The organism is Okibacterium endophyticum, from assembly GCF_054780075.1.
In genome coordinates this window covers 233,040-247,398 of record NZ_BAAGXA010000004.1, presented here as the reverse complement: position 1 = coordinate 247,398, position 14,359 = coordinate 233,040, and the positions used below count along the sequence as shown (strand labels likewise).

Sequence of the window (14,359 nt, the reverse complement as noted above, 5' to 3'; positions counted from 1 at the left end):
GTGTGATCTCAGAGCGCGGCGCTTGCGCGCGCGATCATGTCGGACATGTACTTGATCCCGGCAGACGAGGTGAAGCCTCCGTCGATCGGGATCTCGGCTCCGTTCACATAGGACGAGAGATCCGAGAGGAGGAAGGCGACAACGGCGGCGACCTCCTCCGGCTCGCCCGTGCGCTCGAGGGGAGTGAGCTGCAGTTGTGCCTCGGCCATAACGGGTGGGGCCGCAGCCATCATCTGCGTGTTGATGTACCCGGGGTGCACGATGTTGCTGCGGATGCCGCGCGCGCCGAACTCGGTGGCGGCGACGTGGGTGAGACCCCGCAGGCCCCATTTGCTCGCGGTGTAGGCGACAGTGTGGTGAGCGGTGAGCGCTGCAGACGAACCCACGTTGACGATGGAGGCGCCCGGGGCCATAAGGGGCAGCAGGGCCTGGATGCCGAGCATCGGGCCGGTGAGGTTGACGCGGAGAACGCGTTCCCAGTCCGAGAGCGCTATCTGGCCGAGTCGTGCCCGAAAGGGGATGCCCGCGTTGTTGACGAGCCCGTGCACTCCGCTGCCCCGCCCGGTGAGCCAGGCGGCGAGGTCAGACCACTGCTCTTCGGATCCCGCATCGAGCTGGCGGTACAGCAGCGTGCCCGGCAGCGGTTCCGCGGCGTCGACGAGGGATGCGGGCGGAGCGTCGGCGAGGTCGGTGGTTATGACCGTCGCCCCAGACGCGAGCAGCAGCAGGCTCTCGGCGGCGCCCTGACCCCCTGCTGCTCCGGTGATCACCACGGTCTTGTGCTCGAGGCCCGGCAGCGGGGCGGTCGCGGTCATGCGCCGACCGGTCCACGGCGGTCGAGGAGCTCGATGAGATTGCCCTCGGGATCGGCGACGAACGACATCCGCACTCCCGGTTCGGGGGACTGCTGTGGCGGCATCCGTTCGACGGCGCCGGCGTCGAGGAGGGCGGTATGAGCGGAGTCCACGTCGTCGATGCGGAGACAGATGTGACCGTAGCCTCGCGTCAGCAGAGCCGTCGCCGTGTCGGGCGCCTGAAGACCGGGGACCGAGCCCTGTCGTTCGAGCAGCTCGATGGCCAGTCCGTTCTCACCGACCATAAACACCCCGCGGAGTTGCAGCGGGCCGATCTCGAACGGAGTTGCCGCCCGAAGGCCAAGCGCGCGAGAGTACCACTGCACCTGGGCATCGAGGTCTGCGACGCTGAGGCCGACGTGATCGAGATACATGATGTCCTGTCTAGTCGTGGGGTCCATGGTGCATGACCTTCGCACCGGCGGGGAGTATTCGCTGAAGCTCGGGGCTGAACCGCCCGTCGATGAGAATGAACGCGACGCGCGCGACGGCCTCGCTGCGGTTGGCCCAGGCATGGTCGGTGCCGCGCTGCACAATCACGTCGCCGGCTCGCAGCACGACCTCGCTGTCGTCGAGCACGAGGACGATCTCGCCCTCGAGGACGATCCCGTAGTCCACCGATTCCGTGCGGTGCACGGGCGACTGATTGCCGAGATCGTCGAGGTGGCCGGGGAAGAACTCGTTGATGCGGATCTTGGTGCCGTCAGGTTCGGGCGGAACGCGCAGTGTCCGCTGAGTGGGTTCCGAGGGCTCTGTCGCATGCAGCGGCGCCGGCATCGCGTCGGTCTGCCAGATCTCATAGAACCCGACGCCGTCCTGCGGCATGATGCGGTGCACCGGGACCGGTCCGTCGGACAGGACGATGGACACCCCCTGCTCGTCGTGACCGGTGACGACGCGACGCGGGATGGTGCCGGACGGCATCTCTTCGGGCATAACGCGCCTCATGCGGCGTTCGTCAGGGCGGCGAGCGACGAACCCATCAGCGCGCCCGGATCGGCATCCGGTGTCTCCGGGTGCAGTTCCCACTCGACCAGCTGCAGGGAGGCGTCGACGACGAGGGTGACCCGAGGCATACGTCGTTCTTCGTACTCGGTGAGCAGCGTCTCCAGGTCGCCGTCGCGCGTCAGATAGTCGGCGAGCAGGAGTGCGTCCTCAGAGCACTGTGCAGCACCCTGAGCGATGAGCGGTGGGCACGCGTGCACGGCGTCGCCGATCGCGATCACCCGGCCCCTGTGCCAGGGCTCGTCGACGAGCAGCCACTCGATGGGCTGGAAGTTCATGAAGTCGGCGTCGGTGAGGTTCTCCCGCACGTTGTCCATGTGGCCGTGATAACCCGAGAGCAGACGCTTCATCTCGTCGCAGTCGCTCAGACCGTTGTCAGGCCGGACCGGGTCGGTGAGAACGTATGCGTAGCAGAGGGAGTCGGAGATCGGTGTGTAGCCTGCCTTGTACTCCGGGCCGTGGTAATACACCGCCGAAACGTCCATCTCGGGGGTGCGCTCGGTCACAACGCGCCAGATTCCCATCCCCGTCGGGGCGGGGACCTGCGGCAGGCCGAGCAGCTCTCTGGCCGTGGAGCGGATTCCGTCGGCGGCGATGACGAAATCGTAGCTCTTCGTCTCGCCCGTCGAGAGGACGACCTCGACCGAGTCGTCGTGGTTCGCGAACGACTCGAGCCTGGTGTCGAGCCGCACCTCGATGCCGAGCTCGTGGATCATGTCCATGAGCACGGTCTGCAGATCGCTGCGCAAGACGCCAGCGGTCGCGGGAAGCGCCGCACCGCCGGTGCGGGGGGTGTCGAGCACGGTCATCACATGCCCGTCCGCATGACAGATCTCCAGCCGGCTGAACGGATGGGCTTTCTCCAGGATGCGCTCGAGGGCGCCGATCTGCTGGAAGACCTTGAGGGCGTTGCCCTGCACGGTCAGCCCGTGGCCGACTCCGATCCACCGTGACGACTTCTCGATCAACGAGACGGTCACACCTTTCTGGGCGAGCGCGATGGCGGCCACCGAACCGGTGATGCCACCGCCGACCACGAGTACGTTCTCCAGTGTCATTCGACCAGGTTCTCCATTCAGGCATGCGTCGTTGCGGCTGGCTCACACGTTAGGCGCGTGCGAGACGCGCCGGAAGTCGGCCGCGATGATGGCAGGCATCACCGGAAGTCATGGTCGACGCGCCCACCCGCCCGAGTGGGGCCTTCGCCGCGTCTGCGAGCCACGACCACTGTCGTGGGTGACCGCGAGTCAGGCCGACGCTCAGCGCACCCGTTCGCGGACGTCTCTCGGATGCTCGTCCCGCACCGTCCGCACGATCAGCTCGCCCAGCCAGGCGTGCGAGGGATCGGCGTTGTGCGAGGGATGCCACCAGAGCGTCTCGATGATCTCCACCGTCTCGAAGGGAGTGGGCACCCCGACGGTCCCGGTGGAGGGACCGAGACGCTCCGCGAGGCGCCGGGGTACAACGGCGACCAGGTCGGTGCGGGAGACGACCGAGGGGAGGGACATAAAGCTCGAGGTCTTGACGTGGGCGTTCGGCGTGAAGCCCAGCTCCCGCAGACGGCGATCCGACGGAGTGAGATGCGCCTGCCCGAAGTTGCAGACGGCCTGCGGCAGGCGGCAGAACGCATCCCAGCTCAGTGTGCCGTCGATGAGCTCGGGGTTGTGCTGATCGACCAGGCACACGTAGCGATCGGTGAAGAGCTCGACGCTCTCGCCCTCGATCCCGATACCCGGCACCGCTGCGATGAAGTCGCTCGTGAGCAGGTCGTGCTGGCTGTCGGTCGGATTGCTCGGAAGGGGGAGCAGGTTGATCCGGATGCCGGGCGCGGCCTGCAGGGCCGCGTCGAGCGCGGGGCCGAGCTCGAGCACCGCGAAGTCGGACATCTGCAGGTTGTAGACCCGGTATGAGGTAGAGGGGTCGAACGGTCCCTCGCTCCCGAGGGCCTGCTCGATCAAGGGCAGCGTGAGCTGCACCTGGGGAAGCAGGAGCCGCGCCATGGGGGTGAGCTCGTAGTCGCGGCCGACCCGCACCAGAAGCTCGTCGCCGAACTGGAGACGAAGGCGAGAGAGCGCGGAGCTCATCGAGGACTGTCCCATCTGCAGGCGGTCGCCGGCCCGGGTGACGTTCGCCTCTTCGAGCAGGGCCCGGAGAGCGACGAGCAGGTTCAGATCCTTGCCCGCGAAGTTCACATCGCGCTCCTTTGCGTCGCATACAGCATCCGATGATGACCGCATCTCACACCCTAACCCGTGTGCTCGGCAACGGGGAGAACGGGAGCGATGGCAGGCATGGCAAGAAATCATCCTCGACGCGGCGGGGCTGAGCAAGACTGACGGGTATGACACTGAGGCGACGAACGACCCTGACCGCCGGCCTGCTCCTGGTGCTCGGTGCGAACGGAATCCTGGGACCGTTCGGCACAGACGCCTTTCTGCCGGCTCTGCCTCTTCTTGTGACCGAGTTCGGCACGACCCCGTCTACCGTGCAGCTCACACTCACGGCCTTCACCATCGGCATGGCGTGCGGTCAGCTGCTGCTCGGCACCCTGTCTGACCGATACGGTCGGCGACCCCTTCTGATCGGGGGAGCGGCCCTGATGTCGCTGGGGGCGCTTCTGGCCGCAGCTGCCCCCTCGATCCTTCTGCTGATCGTCTGCTGCACCGTCATGGGGCTCAGCGCGGCGGCGGGAGTGGTCGTCAGTCGCGCCGTCGTCTCTGACACCGCGCAGGGCGACACGGCTGCGCGCGGCTACGCCGCGCTCGGGCTCGTCGTCGGGATCGGGCCGATCGTCGGGCCGATCGGCGGAGCCCTCATCATGGGGGTGGCGAACTGGCGCGGCATCTTCGTCGCGCTCTGCCTGCTCTCGGTGGCGGTGCTCGTGGCCACGATCCTGGTCGTACCCGAGACGCTCCCGCTCGAGGAGCGGCGCACGGGCGGCGCCCGCGCGCTGGCACACACGTACGGCCTTGTTCTCCGCAGCCGCCGTTTCGTGGCGTACGCCCTCGTCCTGTGCTTCGGCTTCGGCATGATGTTCGCCTACATCTCGGCATCCTCGTTCGTTGTGCAAGGGATTCTCGGGTTCACCGCCGGGGGCTACACACTCGTCTTCGGGGCGAACGGCGTCGGGTTGATGCTGGCCGGGTCGCTCACGGCGGTCCTCGTCTCGCGGGTCGGGTCTCGGGCTCTGCTCGAGATCGGGGTCGCGCTCCAGGCTGTCGTCGCCGTGGCGCTCGGGGTCGTCGTGCTGACCGGGACCGTCTCGGTGTTCACCGTGTTGCCGATCCTCTTCGTCTGGGCGTCGAGCATGGGTTTCGTCTTCGGTCCGGCGACATCGCTCGCACTCGCCGACGTGCAGTTCGCGCGCGGGTCCGCCCTTGCGCTGATGGGAGCTGTCCAGTTCCTCGTGGCCGGGATCTGCGCGCCGCTCGTCGGTGTGCTCGGCGAGGCCGCTCTCGGCCCGCTCGCGATTCTCGGCGCGGCCTGCGCGACGGTGGCGGGGACAGGGGTCGTCCTCGGGCGACGGGCGGAGCGGCCGAGAACCGTCTCAGGCCGATAGGTGGTATCGGGCAGGCCAGGTGCCTGTGCCGGGGGAACGGACGTACCCTCGAATCGGCGTCAGTCCTCGCGCGCGAGCACCCCATGCCACGAACAAGGAGATCAACGATGACTCAGCGACTCATCTCACACCTGCGCTACCTCGCACTCGCAACGCCGGACTACGACGTGGAGCGTGAGTTCCTCACCAGACACTGGGGTCTGACCGCTGTGGAATCGAACGACGGGATCGCCTATCTGGCCGCCGAGGGATCGCCCGAGCCCTACGTGGTGCGCCTGCGCCGCGGCGACAAGCGCATCGATCTCATCTGCTTCGGCGTGCATTCGGTCGCAGACACCGACGAGCTTGCCGCCCGCCTCCACACGAACGGCGTGCGGTTCGTCTCGGAGCCCGGTCCGCTGACGCAGCCGGGCGGAGGGTACGGGTTCCGGGTCTTCGATCACGACGGGCGCACCCTGGAGTTCTCGACGGGGGTCGAACTGCGCCGGAGCCGAAAGATCAATCCGCGCGAACCCGTTCCGGTGAAACTCTCCCACGTCGTCGTCAACACCACGGACATGGCCGCGACGACCCAGTGGTACATCGACAACCTCGATTTCGCCATCAGCGACGTTCTCTACAGCTCGGCGATGGGAGACCTGATGAACTTCATGCGGTGCAACAATGCGCACCATTCCATGGCCATCGCGCAGGGTCCTCACGCCTCGCTGCACCACGCCTCGTTCGAGATGCGCGGCATCGAAGAGTGGATGCGGGGCTCCGGCAAGATCCTGCGCAGCGGTGCGCGCATGGTCTGGGGCCCGGGTCGGCACAACGCGGGCGACAACACGTTCGCCTACTTTCTCGACCCGGCCGGAAACACGTTGGAGTACACGACCGAGCTCGCCACCATCGAAGACGAGGACACCTGGCATCCGAGCCGTCTCGACGTCAACCTCGTCTCGACACAGGACCAGTGGGGCACGGCGAACGAGATGAGCGAGTTGGTGGCTCGGGAGTCGTTCAACGATGTCGACAGCGGGCTGTTCGTCGCCCCGCCCGTGTAATGATCTCGAGAGAGGACCGATATGCGCATCCACATCGCAGCCGACCACAACGGGTATGAGCGGGCCCGCGCTCTCGAATCCACGCTGTCCGCCGTTCACGAGGTGATCTGGCACGGTCCGGCGGAGCTCGATCCGGGTGACGACTATCCGGTTTTCGCGATCCGGGTCGGTCAGGCCGTCGTCGCAGATGAAGACGCAGGCACGCCCGCTCGAGGGGTGATCGTGGGCGCCAGCGGCGCGGGAGAGAGCATCGCGGCCAATAAGGTCGCCGGCGTGCGCGCGATCGCCGGGGCGACGGAGGAGCTCGTCCGCGAAGCGCGACGACACGCCGACGTCAGCATTGTCACGATCGGCACCCGGATACTGGACCGGGATGCCGAGCTGGCCGTTGTGCAGGCACTGATCGATGAGCCCTTCGCCGGTCTGCTCGACGACGCGCGCCGCATCCTCAACACCAACGAGTTCGAGTCGGCGGGCACCATCGAGGGCTGGCTGATCGACGAGGGGCGCCCCAACGTGCCGACCGGCACGGACGGCAGCACCCACTCGTAGGAGAGATTGCCGCACCCGATGGTTGGCATCGTCCGGCAGGTGTTCCGGCCTGCAGACAGGACTGCTTGACTGTGCGGGACGGTCGGTAAAGAAGCCGCCCGGAACTGAAGGCAACGGGGCCACGCTCGGTCATGGGCTCCCGCTTGCTTCACACAGCAGGAGGAATCCGTGAACAAGAAAGCTCTCTCGACAGCGGGCGCGATAGTCGCCGCCGCTCTCGTTCTCGCCGGCTGCAGCAGCGGCACCGCGCCGGCAGGCACATCCGACACCGATGACCTCAGCACCGAAGCCGTGGCCGCGCTGCAGGCGGCCTACGACGGCGTGGGCGGCGACCTGAGCGAACTCTCGAGCGTCACCCCACAATCGGACATCAGCCTCTACGTCGTCTCGTGCGGCGAGCAGGCCACGGGATGCTCTGTCCCTGCGGCGGCAGTCGTCGCGGCCGCCGAGGAAGTGGGGTGGGAGGCCACCATCGCCGATGGCAAGCTGACTCCTGACGGGTTCGCCACGGCGATCCGGCAGGCGGTCGCAGACGGGGCGGATGTCATCGTTCCGATCGGGATCGGCTGCGCCGTCGCTCAGGCCGCGTTCCAAGAAGCTGTTGACGCCGGCATCACGATCATCGGCGGCGGTGGAGTCGACGACTGCGCCACCAAGCTCTGGGCATCGGAGCGGCTGTGGCTCGACGGCTACACACCACAGGAGCAGTGGGAGCAGTTCGGAACGCTCCAGGCCGACTACGCCTACGGCAAGACCAACGGTGATGTGAGGGCGCTGGTGCTCAACTTCACGGGCCAGACCTGGGGACAGTGGATCACAGACGGGTTCACAGCCGAACTCGACAACCTCGGCGGCGGGACGATCGTCGACACCGTCGACGTCAACGACCCGGAGGTCGCCGACGGCTCGTTCGTGCAGAAGGTCACCACCGCGATCCTCAACGCAAGCGACGCCAACGTGCTCATCGTGCCGATCGACGGATGGCTCGTCAGCGGCCTCGCCACCGCCATCGTCCAATCGGGTCGCGACGCCGACCTGCTCGTCATCGGACGCGGAGGGGATGAGCCGGTTCTCGACATGATCCGCCAGGGTGACAGCGGTGTCGACGCCACGATCGGCTTCGCCGTGACGTGGGCAGGCTGGGGGTCGGTCGACACGGCCGCCCGCATTCTCGCGGGCCAGGAGGCGGCCTACATCGGAGAGTCGATGCAGGCCATCGACGCCGACACGAACATGCCCGCCAGCGGTCCCTATCTCGGCAGCGTGGACTTCGAGTCGGCTTTCGAGAAAGCCTGGGGTCTGTGACCCCCACGTCACGTGGCGCCGTGGGGGCGGCCGCGGCTCCCGCAGCCGCCCCCACCGGTGCCGTCGCTCTCACCGTCACCGGTCTGACGAAGCACTTCGGGGGCACAACGGCCCTGGACAACGCGTCGCTGACGGTGCGACGCGGAACCGTGCACGCCCTGCTCGGCGGCAACGGCTCCGGCAAGAGCACAGCCATCAAGATTCTCGCGAGCGTCTACACCGCCGACGCCGGCGAGCTCACGATCTTCGACAGGAACGTCCCCCTGGACTCCTCGTATCTGCCGAACACGGCGCAAGCCGCCGGCCTCCGGTTCGTGCATCAGGATCTCGGGCTCTTCGACGATCTGTCGATCGAGGAGAACTTCGCGCTCGACGCCGGGTACCCGCTCCGCGCCGGGGGGAGCATCCGATGGCGCCGGCTCCGTGAGCGGGTCGGTCAGCTGCTGGCCGAATACGAGCTGCGGGCCGACCCGCGCACGCCGGTCAAAGATCTTCGGCCGTCGGACCGGACGATGGTGGCGATCGCCCGGGCGCTGCAGGACCAGGAGGGCGCGGAACTGATCCTCGTGCTCGACGAGCCCACCGCGAGCCTGGCCGCACACGAGTCGAGTCTGCTGCTGCAGATGGTGCGCCGGCGGGCCGACAAGGGTCAAACGGTTCTCATCGTCAGCCACCGCATGCACGAGGTGCTCTCGGTCGCCGAAGACTTCACAGTCTTCCGCGACGGCAAGGTGGCGGGCACACTGGTCGACTCGACGCCGACAGAAGACGAACTCGTGTCGCTTATGGCAGGGGGTGCCGTCGCCGCCCTCCGCCCCACGGGGTCGATCGGTCACGCGACCGGCAAAAACGTGTTGCGCGTCGACGGTCTCACCGGCGGGCCTCTCAACGGCGTCGATCTCAGCGTCGACGAGGGCGAGATCGTGGGCATCGCCGGCCTGGTCGGTTCCGGCCGATCGTCGCTCCTCGGCGCGATCTTCGGTGCCGAGCGTCCTGTCTCCGGCACGATCCGGCTCGACGGCGAACGATTCGCACCCGCCCACATCGGCGACGCGATGGAGGCGGGGATCGCGCTGGTCCCAGAGGACCGCGGCAGGGATGCGGCATTCGCCGACCTCTCCATCCAAGAGAACATCGCGATGAGCGTCCTCCGCGAGAACTGGGTCACACGCTGGATGCCGCGTTCCCGGGAAAGCTCCGCCGCCCGCGACCTGATCAGAAGGTTCAGCATCAAGACGAGCGGCCCCGCCGCGTTGTTCAGCTCGATGTCGGGCGGCAACCAGCAGAAGGCGATCATCGCCAGATGGCTGCAGCGCAACCCGAGACTGCTTCTTCTCGACGAGCCCACACAGGGCGTCGACGTGATGTCCCGCTCGGATATCTATGCGGTCATCCGCCAGGCCGCCGCCGGTGGCTGCGCGGTGCTCGTGGCCTCGTCCGACATGAGCGAACTGCACGCGCTGTGCGACCGGATCGTGCTGCTGCGTGGAGGGCGGATCGGCGGCGAAGTCCTGGCCGGCGAGGTCGACATCGACGGTCTCACAGCTCTCGTCCTGAAAGACCCGACCGGGTCTATCCGCACCATCCAGCCGCCTCCTTCGGCCCCAGACAAAAAGAGAAGATCATGACCACAACGCCAACCGCCCATCCGGAAACGGCAGTGAAGACGCCGCCGCCCGCGCAGCGGCAGCGTGTGCCGCTGCGCATGCTGGAGAATTACGCGCTGCTGATCCTGACGGCCCTCGTGTTCGTCTTCTTCACCGTTAATCCGGCGAGCTCCGCAGCCTTCCCGACGATCGCCAACCTGAACGTGATCCTCGGCAGCCAGGCTGTTGTCTCGCTGATCGCCCTGGCCGCGCTGTTCCCGCTCATCTGCGGCTATTTCGACTTCTCGCTCGGCGCGATCGCCGCCACGACACAGGTGATGTCTGCCGGCCTCATGGCGAACGCCGGCGCCCCCCTCTGGGTCGCGATAGTTGTGCCGATCCTCGCCGCCGGGGTCGTCGGGCTGGTCAACGGGCTCTTCGTGACGAAGTTCTTTATGAGCCCCTTTGTGACGACGCTCGGCATGGCGACGCTGCTCGCGGGAATCATTCAGTGGTACACGGGCGGCCAGACCATCGTCTCCGGCGTCGACCCGGCCATCACGAGATTCGGGTCCGCCCGCTTTCTCGGGCTGCCCGTCGTGGTCTACGTTGTGCTGCTCGTGGCGGCCGTGGCCTGGTACTTCCTCACCCACACCCCCTATGGCCGGTCGCTGTACGCCGTCGGCTCGAATGCGTCGTCGGCGAAGCTGGTCGGCATCCGGGTCGAGCGCAACGTCTGGTGGAGCTTCGTCGTCGCCGCGGTCATCGCCGGCGGGGCGGGCGTCATCCAGCTCGCACGGCTGGGAAGCGCCACCGCCGACAGCGGGAACGGCCTGCTCTTCCCGGCCCTCGCCGCCGTGTTTCTCGGTGCCACAGCCATCAAACCGGGGTTCTTCAACGTGATCGGCACCGTCATCGGCGCCCTCTTCGTCTCGATCTCGGTCTCGGGTCTGGTGCTCAGCGGCGCCAGCGGGTGGGCCTCTCCCGTTTTCAACGGAATCGCGCTCCTCGCGGCGGTCGGTCTGTCGACCTACCTCGGACGACGCAAGAAGCGGGGCTGACGATGCGCATCGCTCGTTTCGAACACCACGGGTTCCCGCTCGTCGGCATCATCCGTCACGGCATGATCCAGTCGATCCAGGGAGCGACGGATGTGCTGAGCATCCTGAATCTGCCCATCGAGGAGCGCAACGCCCTCGAAGCCCAGGCCGGACGTTACTTTCGCGCTCCGGTCGACCAGGTCCGGCTGCTTCCTCCGATCGAGCCGCGGGCCATGCGCGACTTCGTGGCGTTCGAGGCGCACATCGCCGGGATGAAGAAGGCAGAGGGCGGTGACGGGTCCATTCCCGAGGCCTGGTACGAGGCGCCGGCCTTCCTCTTTATGAATCCCTGGTCGTTGATCGGCGCGAACGATCCGCTCCCCATGCCACCCCTCACCGCGGCGCTGGACTTCGAGCTCGAAGTTGCCGCGATCGTCGGGACCGCCACGCGGGACGCGGATCAGTCGCAGGCACTGGCGAATATCGTCGGCTACTCGATCCTGAACGACTGGTCGGCTCGCGACATCCAGGGGCGCGAGATGCAGGTCGGCCTCGGACCCTCGAAGGGCAAGGACTTCGCCAGCACCCTCGGACCGTGGATCACCTCGGCCGACGAGATCGAGCAGTACCGCGACGGCGATCGGCTCGACCTGGGGATGACGGTGTCGGTCAACGGAGCGGAGCTCGGCCGCGACAGCACGAAGAACCTGTCGTGGTCGTTCGAGGAACTGCTGATGCACGCCTCTCGCGGGGCGGTGGTGGGTGCCGGCGACGTGCTGGCCACCGGCACCTGCGGATGGGGAGCCCTCGCCGAGTCGTGGAGCAGAGGTGTCCAACCGCGCCCGGCGCCGCTGAAAGTCGGCGACACCGTCACGATGACCGTCGACGGCATCGGCACGATCAGCAACACCATAGTCGCCCCCACCAGCCCGGGCATCACCGTGCCGCATGCCCGCCGAACCTACAGTGAGGACCGTCTGTGAACCAGACAGCTGTGACATCCGTGACCACCGCCAACCCGTCCACGGGAGAGACCCTCGCGTCGTATCCCGCCGTCGCCGGCGCCGAGCTCGATGACCTTCTCGAGCGTGCCGCCGCCGCCCAGCAGGAGTGGAAACGGACGCCCGTCGCCACCCGCGCAGGGCTGTTGCGCGCACTGGCGGCGCTGCTGCGCGACGAGGTCGAGACGCACGCACGGCTGATCAGCGTCGAGATGGGCAAGCCCATCGCGGAATCCAGGAGTGAAGTGCTGAAGTGCGCACTGACCTGCGACTACTACGCGGATCACGCCGAGGAGTTCCTCGCGGACAAGCCGGTAGCCACCGAGGCGGCCATCTCTTACGTCGCCTATGAGCCGATCGGACTCGTGCTCGCCGTTATGCCGTGGAACTTTCCGTATTGGCAGGTCGTGCGTTTCGCTGCTCCCGCACTCGCATCCGGCAACGGCGCTCTGCTCAAGCACGCGTCGAACGTGACGGGATGCTCGCTCGCGCTGCAGGATCTGTTCGAACGAGCCGGGTTCCCCGAGCGTCTCTTCACGGCACTCGTGCTCGCCGACCACAACCTGGTCGGCGAGATCATCGCCGACCCCCGTGTGGCCGCGGTCACCCTCACGGGCAGCGAGAAGGCCGGGTCGACGGTCGCCGAAGCCGCCGGGCGCGCCCTCAAGAAGACGGTTCTCGAACTCGGCGGCTCCGACCCGTTTGTGATCCTCCGCGACGCCGACATCGCGGCGATCACACCGCTGGCGGTTCGCGCGCGATTCGTGAACACCGGCCAAAGCTGTCTCTGCGCGAAACGCTTTGTGGTCGAAAGCGATGTCATCGACGACTTCGAGGCCAGGCTGAAGACCGCCGTCGAAGCGCTCACCGTCGGCGACCCGCTCAACGACGGCACCCAGCAGGGCCCGCTCGCCAAACCCTCGTTCGTCGACGACATCGACAGCCAGGTCACCCGTTCCATCGCCATGGGCGCTCGCCTCGTGACGGGCGGGTACCGCATCGACGGGCCGGGCAACTACTACGCCCCGACAGTGCTCGCCGATGTCACCCGCGACATGCCGGTGTTCTCTGAGGAGACCTTCGGACCCGTGCTGGCGCTTGTGCGCGCGGAGGGGCCCGACGACGCGATCGAGCTCGCCGACGCCTCGCAGTACGGCTTGGCCGCCAGCATCTGGACGGCCGACATGCAGGCGGGCCTGCGCTATGGCGGAGGCATCCACTCGGGAGCCCTGTTCGTGAACAGCGTCGTCGTCTCGGACCCGCGCCTTCCGTTCGGCGGAGTGAAGCTCAGCGGCTACGGCCGGGAACTGTCCGTCGAGGGAATGCACGAGTTCACGAACGTGCGCGCCGTGTGGGCAGCCGAGATGCCACGGGCATGAGTGTCGCCGAGTTCGGCGTTCGAACCTAGAATGTTCACCAGCCGGCGGAAGGCGGGTGGAGAGTGAGGGCGGTGTTGGCCGATCTGCGGAAGGTGGACGTCAACCTGCTCGTCGTCCTCGACGCCATCCTGACGGAGAAGAACCTGACGCGTGCGGGCGAGTGCATCGGCATGACACAGCCCGCCGTGAGCGGCTCACTCGCGAGACTGCGTCAGCAGTTCGACGACCCGATCCTCGTCCGCAGCGGGCGGGGGTTCGAGCTCACCGCCAAGGGTGAGGAGCTCATTCCCCTGGTGCGCCAGGCGATGCAAGAGGTCTCGCGCACTCTGGAGCTCCTTCCGACCTTCCACGCGGCCACCAGCACCCGCACGTTCTACCTCTCGGCGTCCGACTACCTGCTGTCGCAGCTCACCAGCCCGCTGCTGCGTCTGCTGGCCGAACACGCTCCCGGCGTCGACGTGGAGTTCGATTCGCTGCCGGTCGGCGCGGCGGTCACCGAGAGCGATCTGCTTCGCCGTGACCTCGTCGTCGCCGGCGCGGGGCGGGGGGTGCCCGGTGCGCGCCAGTCGCTGTTCAGCGACCGATTCGTCTGTCTCGCGGGGGCCAACAACCCGCGTCTCAGGGCCGGCCGGCTGTCGATGACCGACCTTGCCGAGTTACGGCATGTGCGAAGCAGCTTCGGCGAGGGCATTGTCACGCACATCGACGACCTTCTGGCCGCGGCTGAGATCAGTCCGAGGATCGGAGTATCGGTGCAGGGGTTTCTGCCTGTGCCGTTTGTGATCACAGGAACCTCGATGATCGGGTTCGTTCCCGAGCGGGTCGCCCTGCAGCATCTGGACGACCTTCAGCTCGTGATACCCGAAACGCCTCTCCCCGCCGCGACCCTGGTCGAGGCCGCGTTCTGGCATCCGTCGAAGTCCGAGGACCCGGCAGTGAAGTGGCTCGTGAAGATGCTTCGCCACGCCTCGGAACTCGTCGAGTTCGGCGACGACTACGAGTTTCTCGAGCCCGTCGGCGACTGAGCAATGC

The 14,359-nt window shown here is 67.2% G+C and carries 14 protein-coding genes; 9 read left to right on the top strand and 5 right to left on the bottom strand.

From position 1 onward, the window contains the following. Nucleotides 1-8: 8 nt before the first annotated feature. From ACYVF5_RS03540 to ACYVF5_RS03520, 5 genes are all read right to left on the bottom strand, one after another. Nucleotides 9-815, bottom strand: coding sequence for an SDR family NAD(P)-dependent oxidoreductase (locus tag ACYVF5_RS03540; protein ID WP_460943400.1), 807 nt, complete (start codon nucleotides 813-815; stop codon nucleotides 9-11). Beyond that, complete coding sequence (locus ACYVF5_RS03535; protein ID WP_460943398.1) at nucleotides 812-1,255, bottom strand: VOC family protein; 444 nt, start codon at nucleotides 1,253-1,255, stop codon at nucleotides 812-814. Before ACYVF5_RS03535 ends, ACYVF5_RS03540 begins: the two co-directional genes overlap by 4 nt. After that, nucleotides 1,239-1,802 carry a cupin domain-containing protein gene (locus ACYVF5_RS03530; protein ID WP_460943397.1) on the bottom strand — a complete coding sequence of 188 codons (564 nt, stop codon included), beginning with the start codon at nucleotides 1,800-1,802 and terminating at the stop codon, nucleotides 1,239-1,241. The genes ACYVF5_RS03535 and ACYVF5_RS03530 overlap by 17 nt, the downstream gene beginning before the upstream one ends. After that, nucleotides 1,799-2,917, bottom strand: a complete 1,119-nt coding sequence (locus ACYVF5_RS03525) for an FAD-dependent monooxygenase (protein WP_460943395.1) — start codon at nucleotides 2,915-2,917, stop codon at nucleotides 1,799-1,801. Before ACYVF5_RS03525 ends, ACYVF5_RS03530 begins: the two co-directional genes overlap by 4 nt. Before the next feature lie 201 nt (nucleotides 2,918-3,118). Beyond that, on the bottom strand, nucleotides 3,119-4,051 hold the full coding sequence (locus ACYVF5_RS03520) for a LysR family transcriptional regulator (RefSeq protein WP_460943393.1): 933 nt from the start codon (nucleotides 4,049-4,051) through the stop codon (nucleotides 3,119-3,121). A 149-nt stretch (nucleotides 4,052-4,200) separates the two neighbouring features. Here ACYVF5_RS03520 and ACYVF5_RS03515 point away from each other — a divergent pair, with 149 nt between their 5' ends. The 9 genes from ACYVF5_RS03515 (at nucleotide 4,201) to ACYVF5_RS03475 (ending at nucleotide 14,352) form a co-directional block, all read left to right on the top strand. After that, nucleotides 4,201-5,418, top strand: coding sequence for a multidrug effflux MFS transporter (locus tag ACYVF5_RS03515; RefSeq protein WP_460943391.1), 1,218 nt, complete (start codon nucleotides 4,201-4,203; stop codon nucleotides 5,416-5,418). 107 nt (nucleotides 5,419-5,525) lie between these two features. Beyond that, complete coding sequence (locus tag ACYVF5_RS03510) at nucleotides 5,526-6,464, top strand: VOC family protein (protein ID WP_460943389.1); 939 nt, start codon at nucleotides 5,526-5,528, stop codon at nucleotides 6,462-6,464. 21 nt (nucleotides 6,465-6,485) lie between these two features. Then, nucleotides 6,486-7,016: an RpiB/LacA/LacB family sugar-phosphate isomerase gene (locus ACYVF5_RS03505; RefSeq protein ID WP_460943387.1), complete on the top strand. Its 531-nt coding sequence runs from the start codon at nucleotides 6,486-6,488 to the stop codon at nucleotides 7,014-7,016. 168 nt (nucleotides 7,017-7,184) lie between these two features. Then, complete coding sequence (locus tag ACYVF5_RS03500; RefSeq protein WP_460943385.1) at nucleotides 7,185-8,321, top strand: sugar ABC transporter substrate-binding protein; 1,137 nt, start codon at nucleotides 7,185-7,187, stop codon at nucleotides 8,319-8,321. Beyond that, complete coding sequence (locus ACYVF5_RS03495; RefSeq protein ID WP_460943383.1) at nucleotides 8,318-9,949, top strand: sugar ABC transporter ATP-binding protein; 1,632 nt, start codon at nucleotides 8,318-8,320, stop codon at nucleotides 9,947-9,949. The genes ACYVF5_RS03500 and ACYVF5_RS03495 overlap by 4 nt, the downstream gene beginning before the upstream one ends. Then, complete coding sequence (locus tag ACYVF5_RS03490; protein WP_460943381.1) at nucleotides 9,946-10,968, top strand: ABC transporter permease; 1,023 nt, start codon at nucleotides 9,946-9,948, stop codon at nucleotides 10,966-10,968. Before ACYVF5_RS03495 ends, ACYVF5_RS03490 begins: the two co-directional genes overlap by 4 nt. A 2-nt stretch (nucleotides 10,969-10,970) precedes the next feature. Further along, nucleotides 10,971-11,930, top strand: coding sequence for a fumarylacetoacetate hydrolase family protein (locus ACYVF5_RS03485; RefSeq protein WP_460943379.1), 960 nt, complete (start codon nucleotides 10,971-10,973; stop codon nucleotides 11,928-11,930). Continuing rightward, nucleotides 11,927-13,327, top strand: coding sequence for an NAD-dependent succinate-semialdehyde dehydrogenase (locus ACYVF5_RS03480; protein WP_460943377.1), 1,401 nt, complete (start codon nucleotides 11,927-11,929; stop codon nucleotides 13,325-13,327). The genes ACYVF5_RS03485 and ACYVF5_RS03480 overlap by 4 nt, the downstream gene beginning before the upstream one ends. 62 nt (nucleotides 13,328-13,389) lie before the next feature. Then, complete coding sequence (locus ACYVF5_RS03475; RefSeq protein WP_460943375.1) at nucleotides 13,390-14,352, top strand: LysR family transcriptional regulator; 963 nt, start codon at nucleotides 13,390-13,392, stop codon at nucleotides 14,350-14,352. Nucleotides 14,353-14,359: the final 7 nt, after the last annotated feature.

What these genes read in the sequence shown, in the direction of transcription:
- ACYVF5_RS03540 (WP_460943400.1), bottom strand. Translation starts at nt 815, where the DNA reads ATGACCGCGACCGCCCCGCTGCCGGGCCTCGAGCACAAGACCGTGGTG.
- ACYVF5_RS03535 (WP_460943398.1), bottom strand. Translation starts at nt 1,255, where the DNA reads ATGGACCCCACGACTAGACAGGACATCATGTATCTCGATCACGTCGGC.
- ACYVF5_RS03530 (WP_460943397.1), bottom strand. Translation starts at nt 1,802, where the DNA reads ATGAGGCGCGTTATGCCCGAAGAGATGCCGTCCGGCACCATCCCGCGT.
- ACYVF5_RS03525 (WP_460943395.1), bottom strand. Translation starts at nt 2,917, where the DNA reads ATGACACTGGAGAACGTACTCGTGGTCGGCGGTGGCATCACCGGTTCG.
- ACYVF5_RS03515 (WP_460943391.1), top strand. Translation starts at nt 4,201, where the DNA reads ATGACACTGAGGCGACGAACGACCCTGACCGCCGGCCTGCTCCTGGTG.
- ACYVF5_RS03510 (WP_460943389.1), top strand. Translation starts at nt 5,526, where the DNA reads ATGACTCAGCGACTCATCTCACACCTGCGCTACCTCGCACTCGCAACG.
- ACYVF5_RS03505 (WP_460943387.1), top strand. Translation starts at nt 6,486, where the DNA reads ATGCGCATCCACATCGCAGCCGACCACAACGGGTATGAGCGGGCCCGC.
- ACYVF5_RS03490 (WP_460943381.1), top strand. Translation starts at nt 9,946, where the DNA reads ATGACCACAACGCCAACCGCCCATCCGGAAACGGCAGTGAAGACGCCG.
- ACYVF5_RS03485 (WP_460943379.1), top strand. Translation starts at nt 10,971, where the DNA reads ATGCGCATCGCTCGTTTCGAACACCACGGGTTCCCGCTCGTCGGCATC.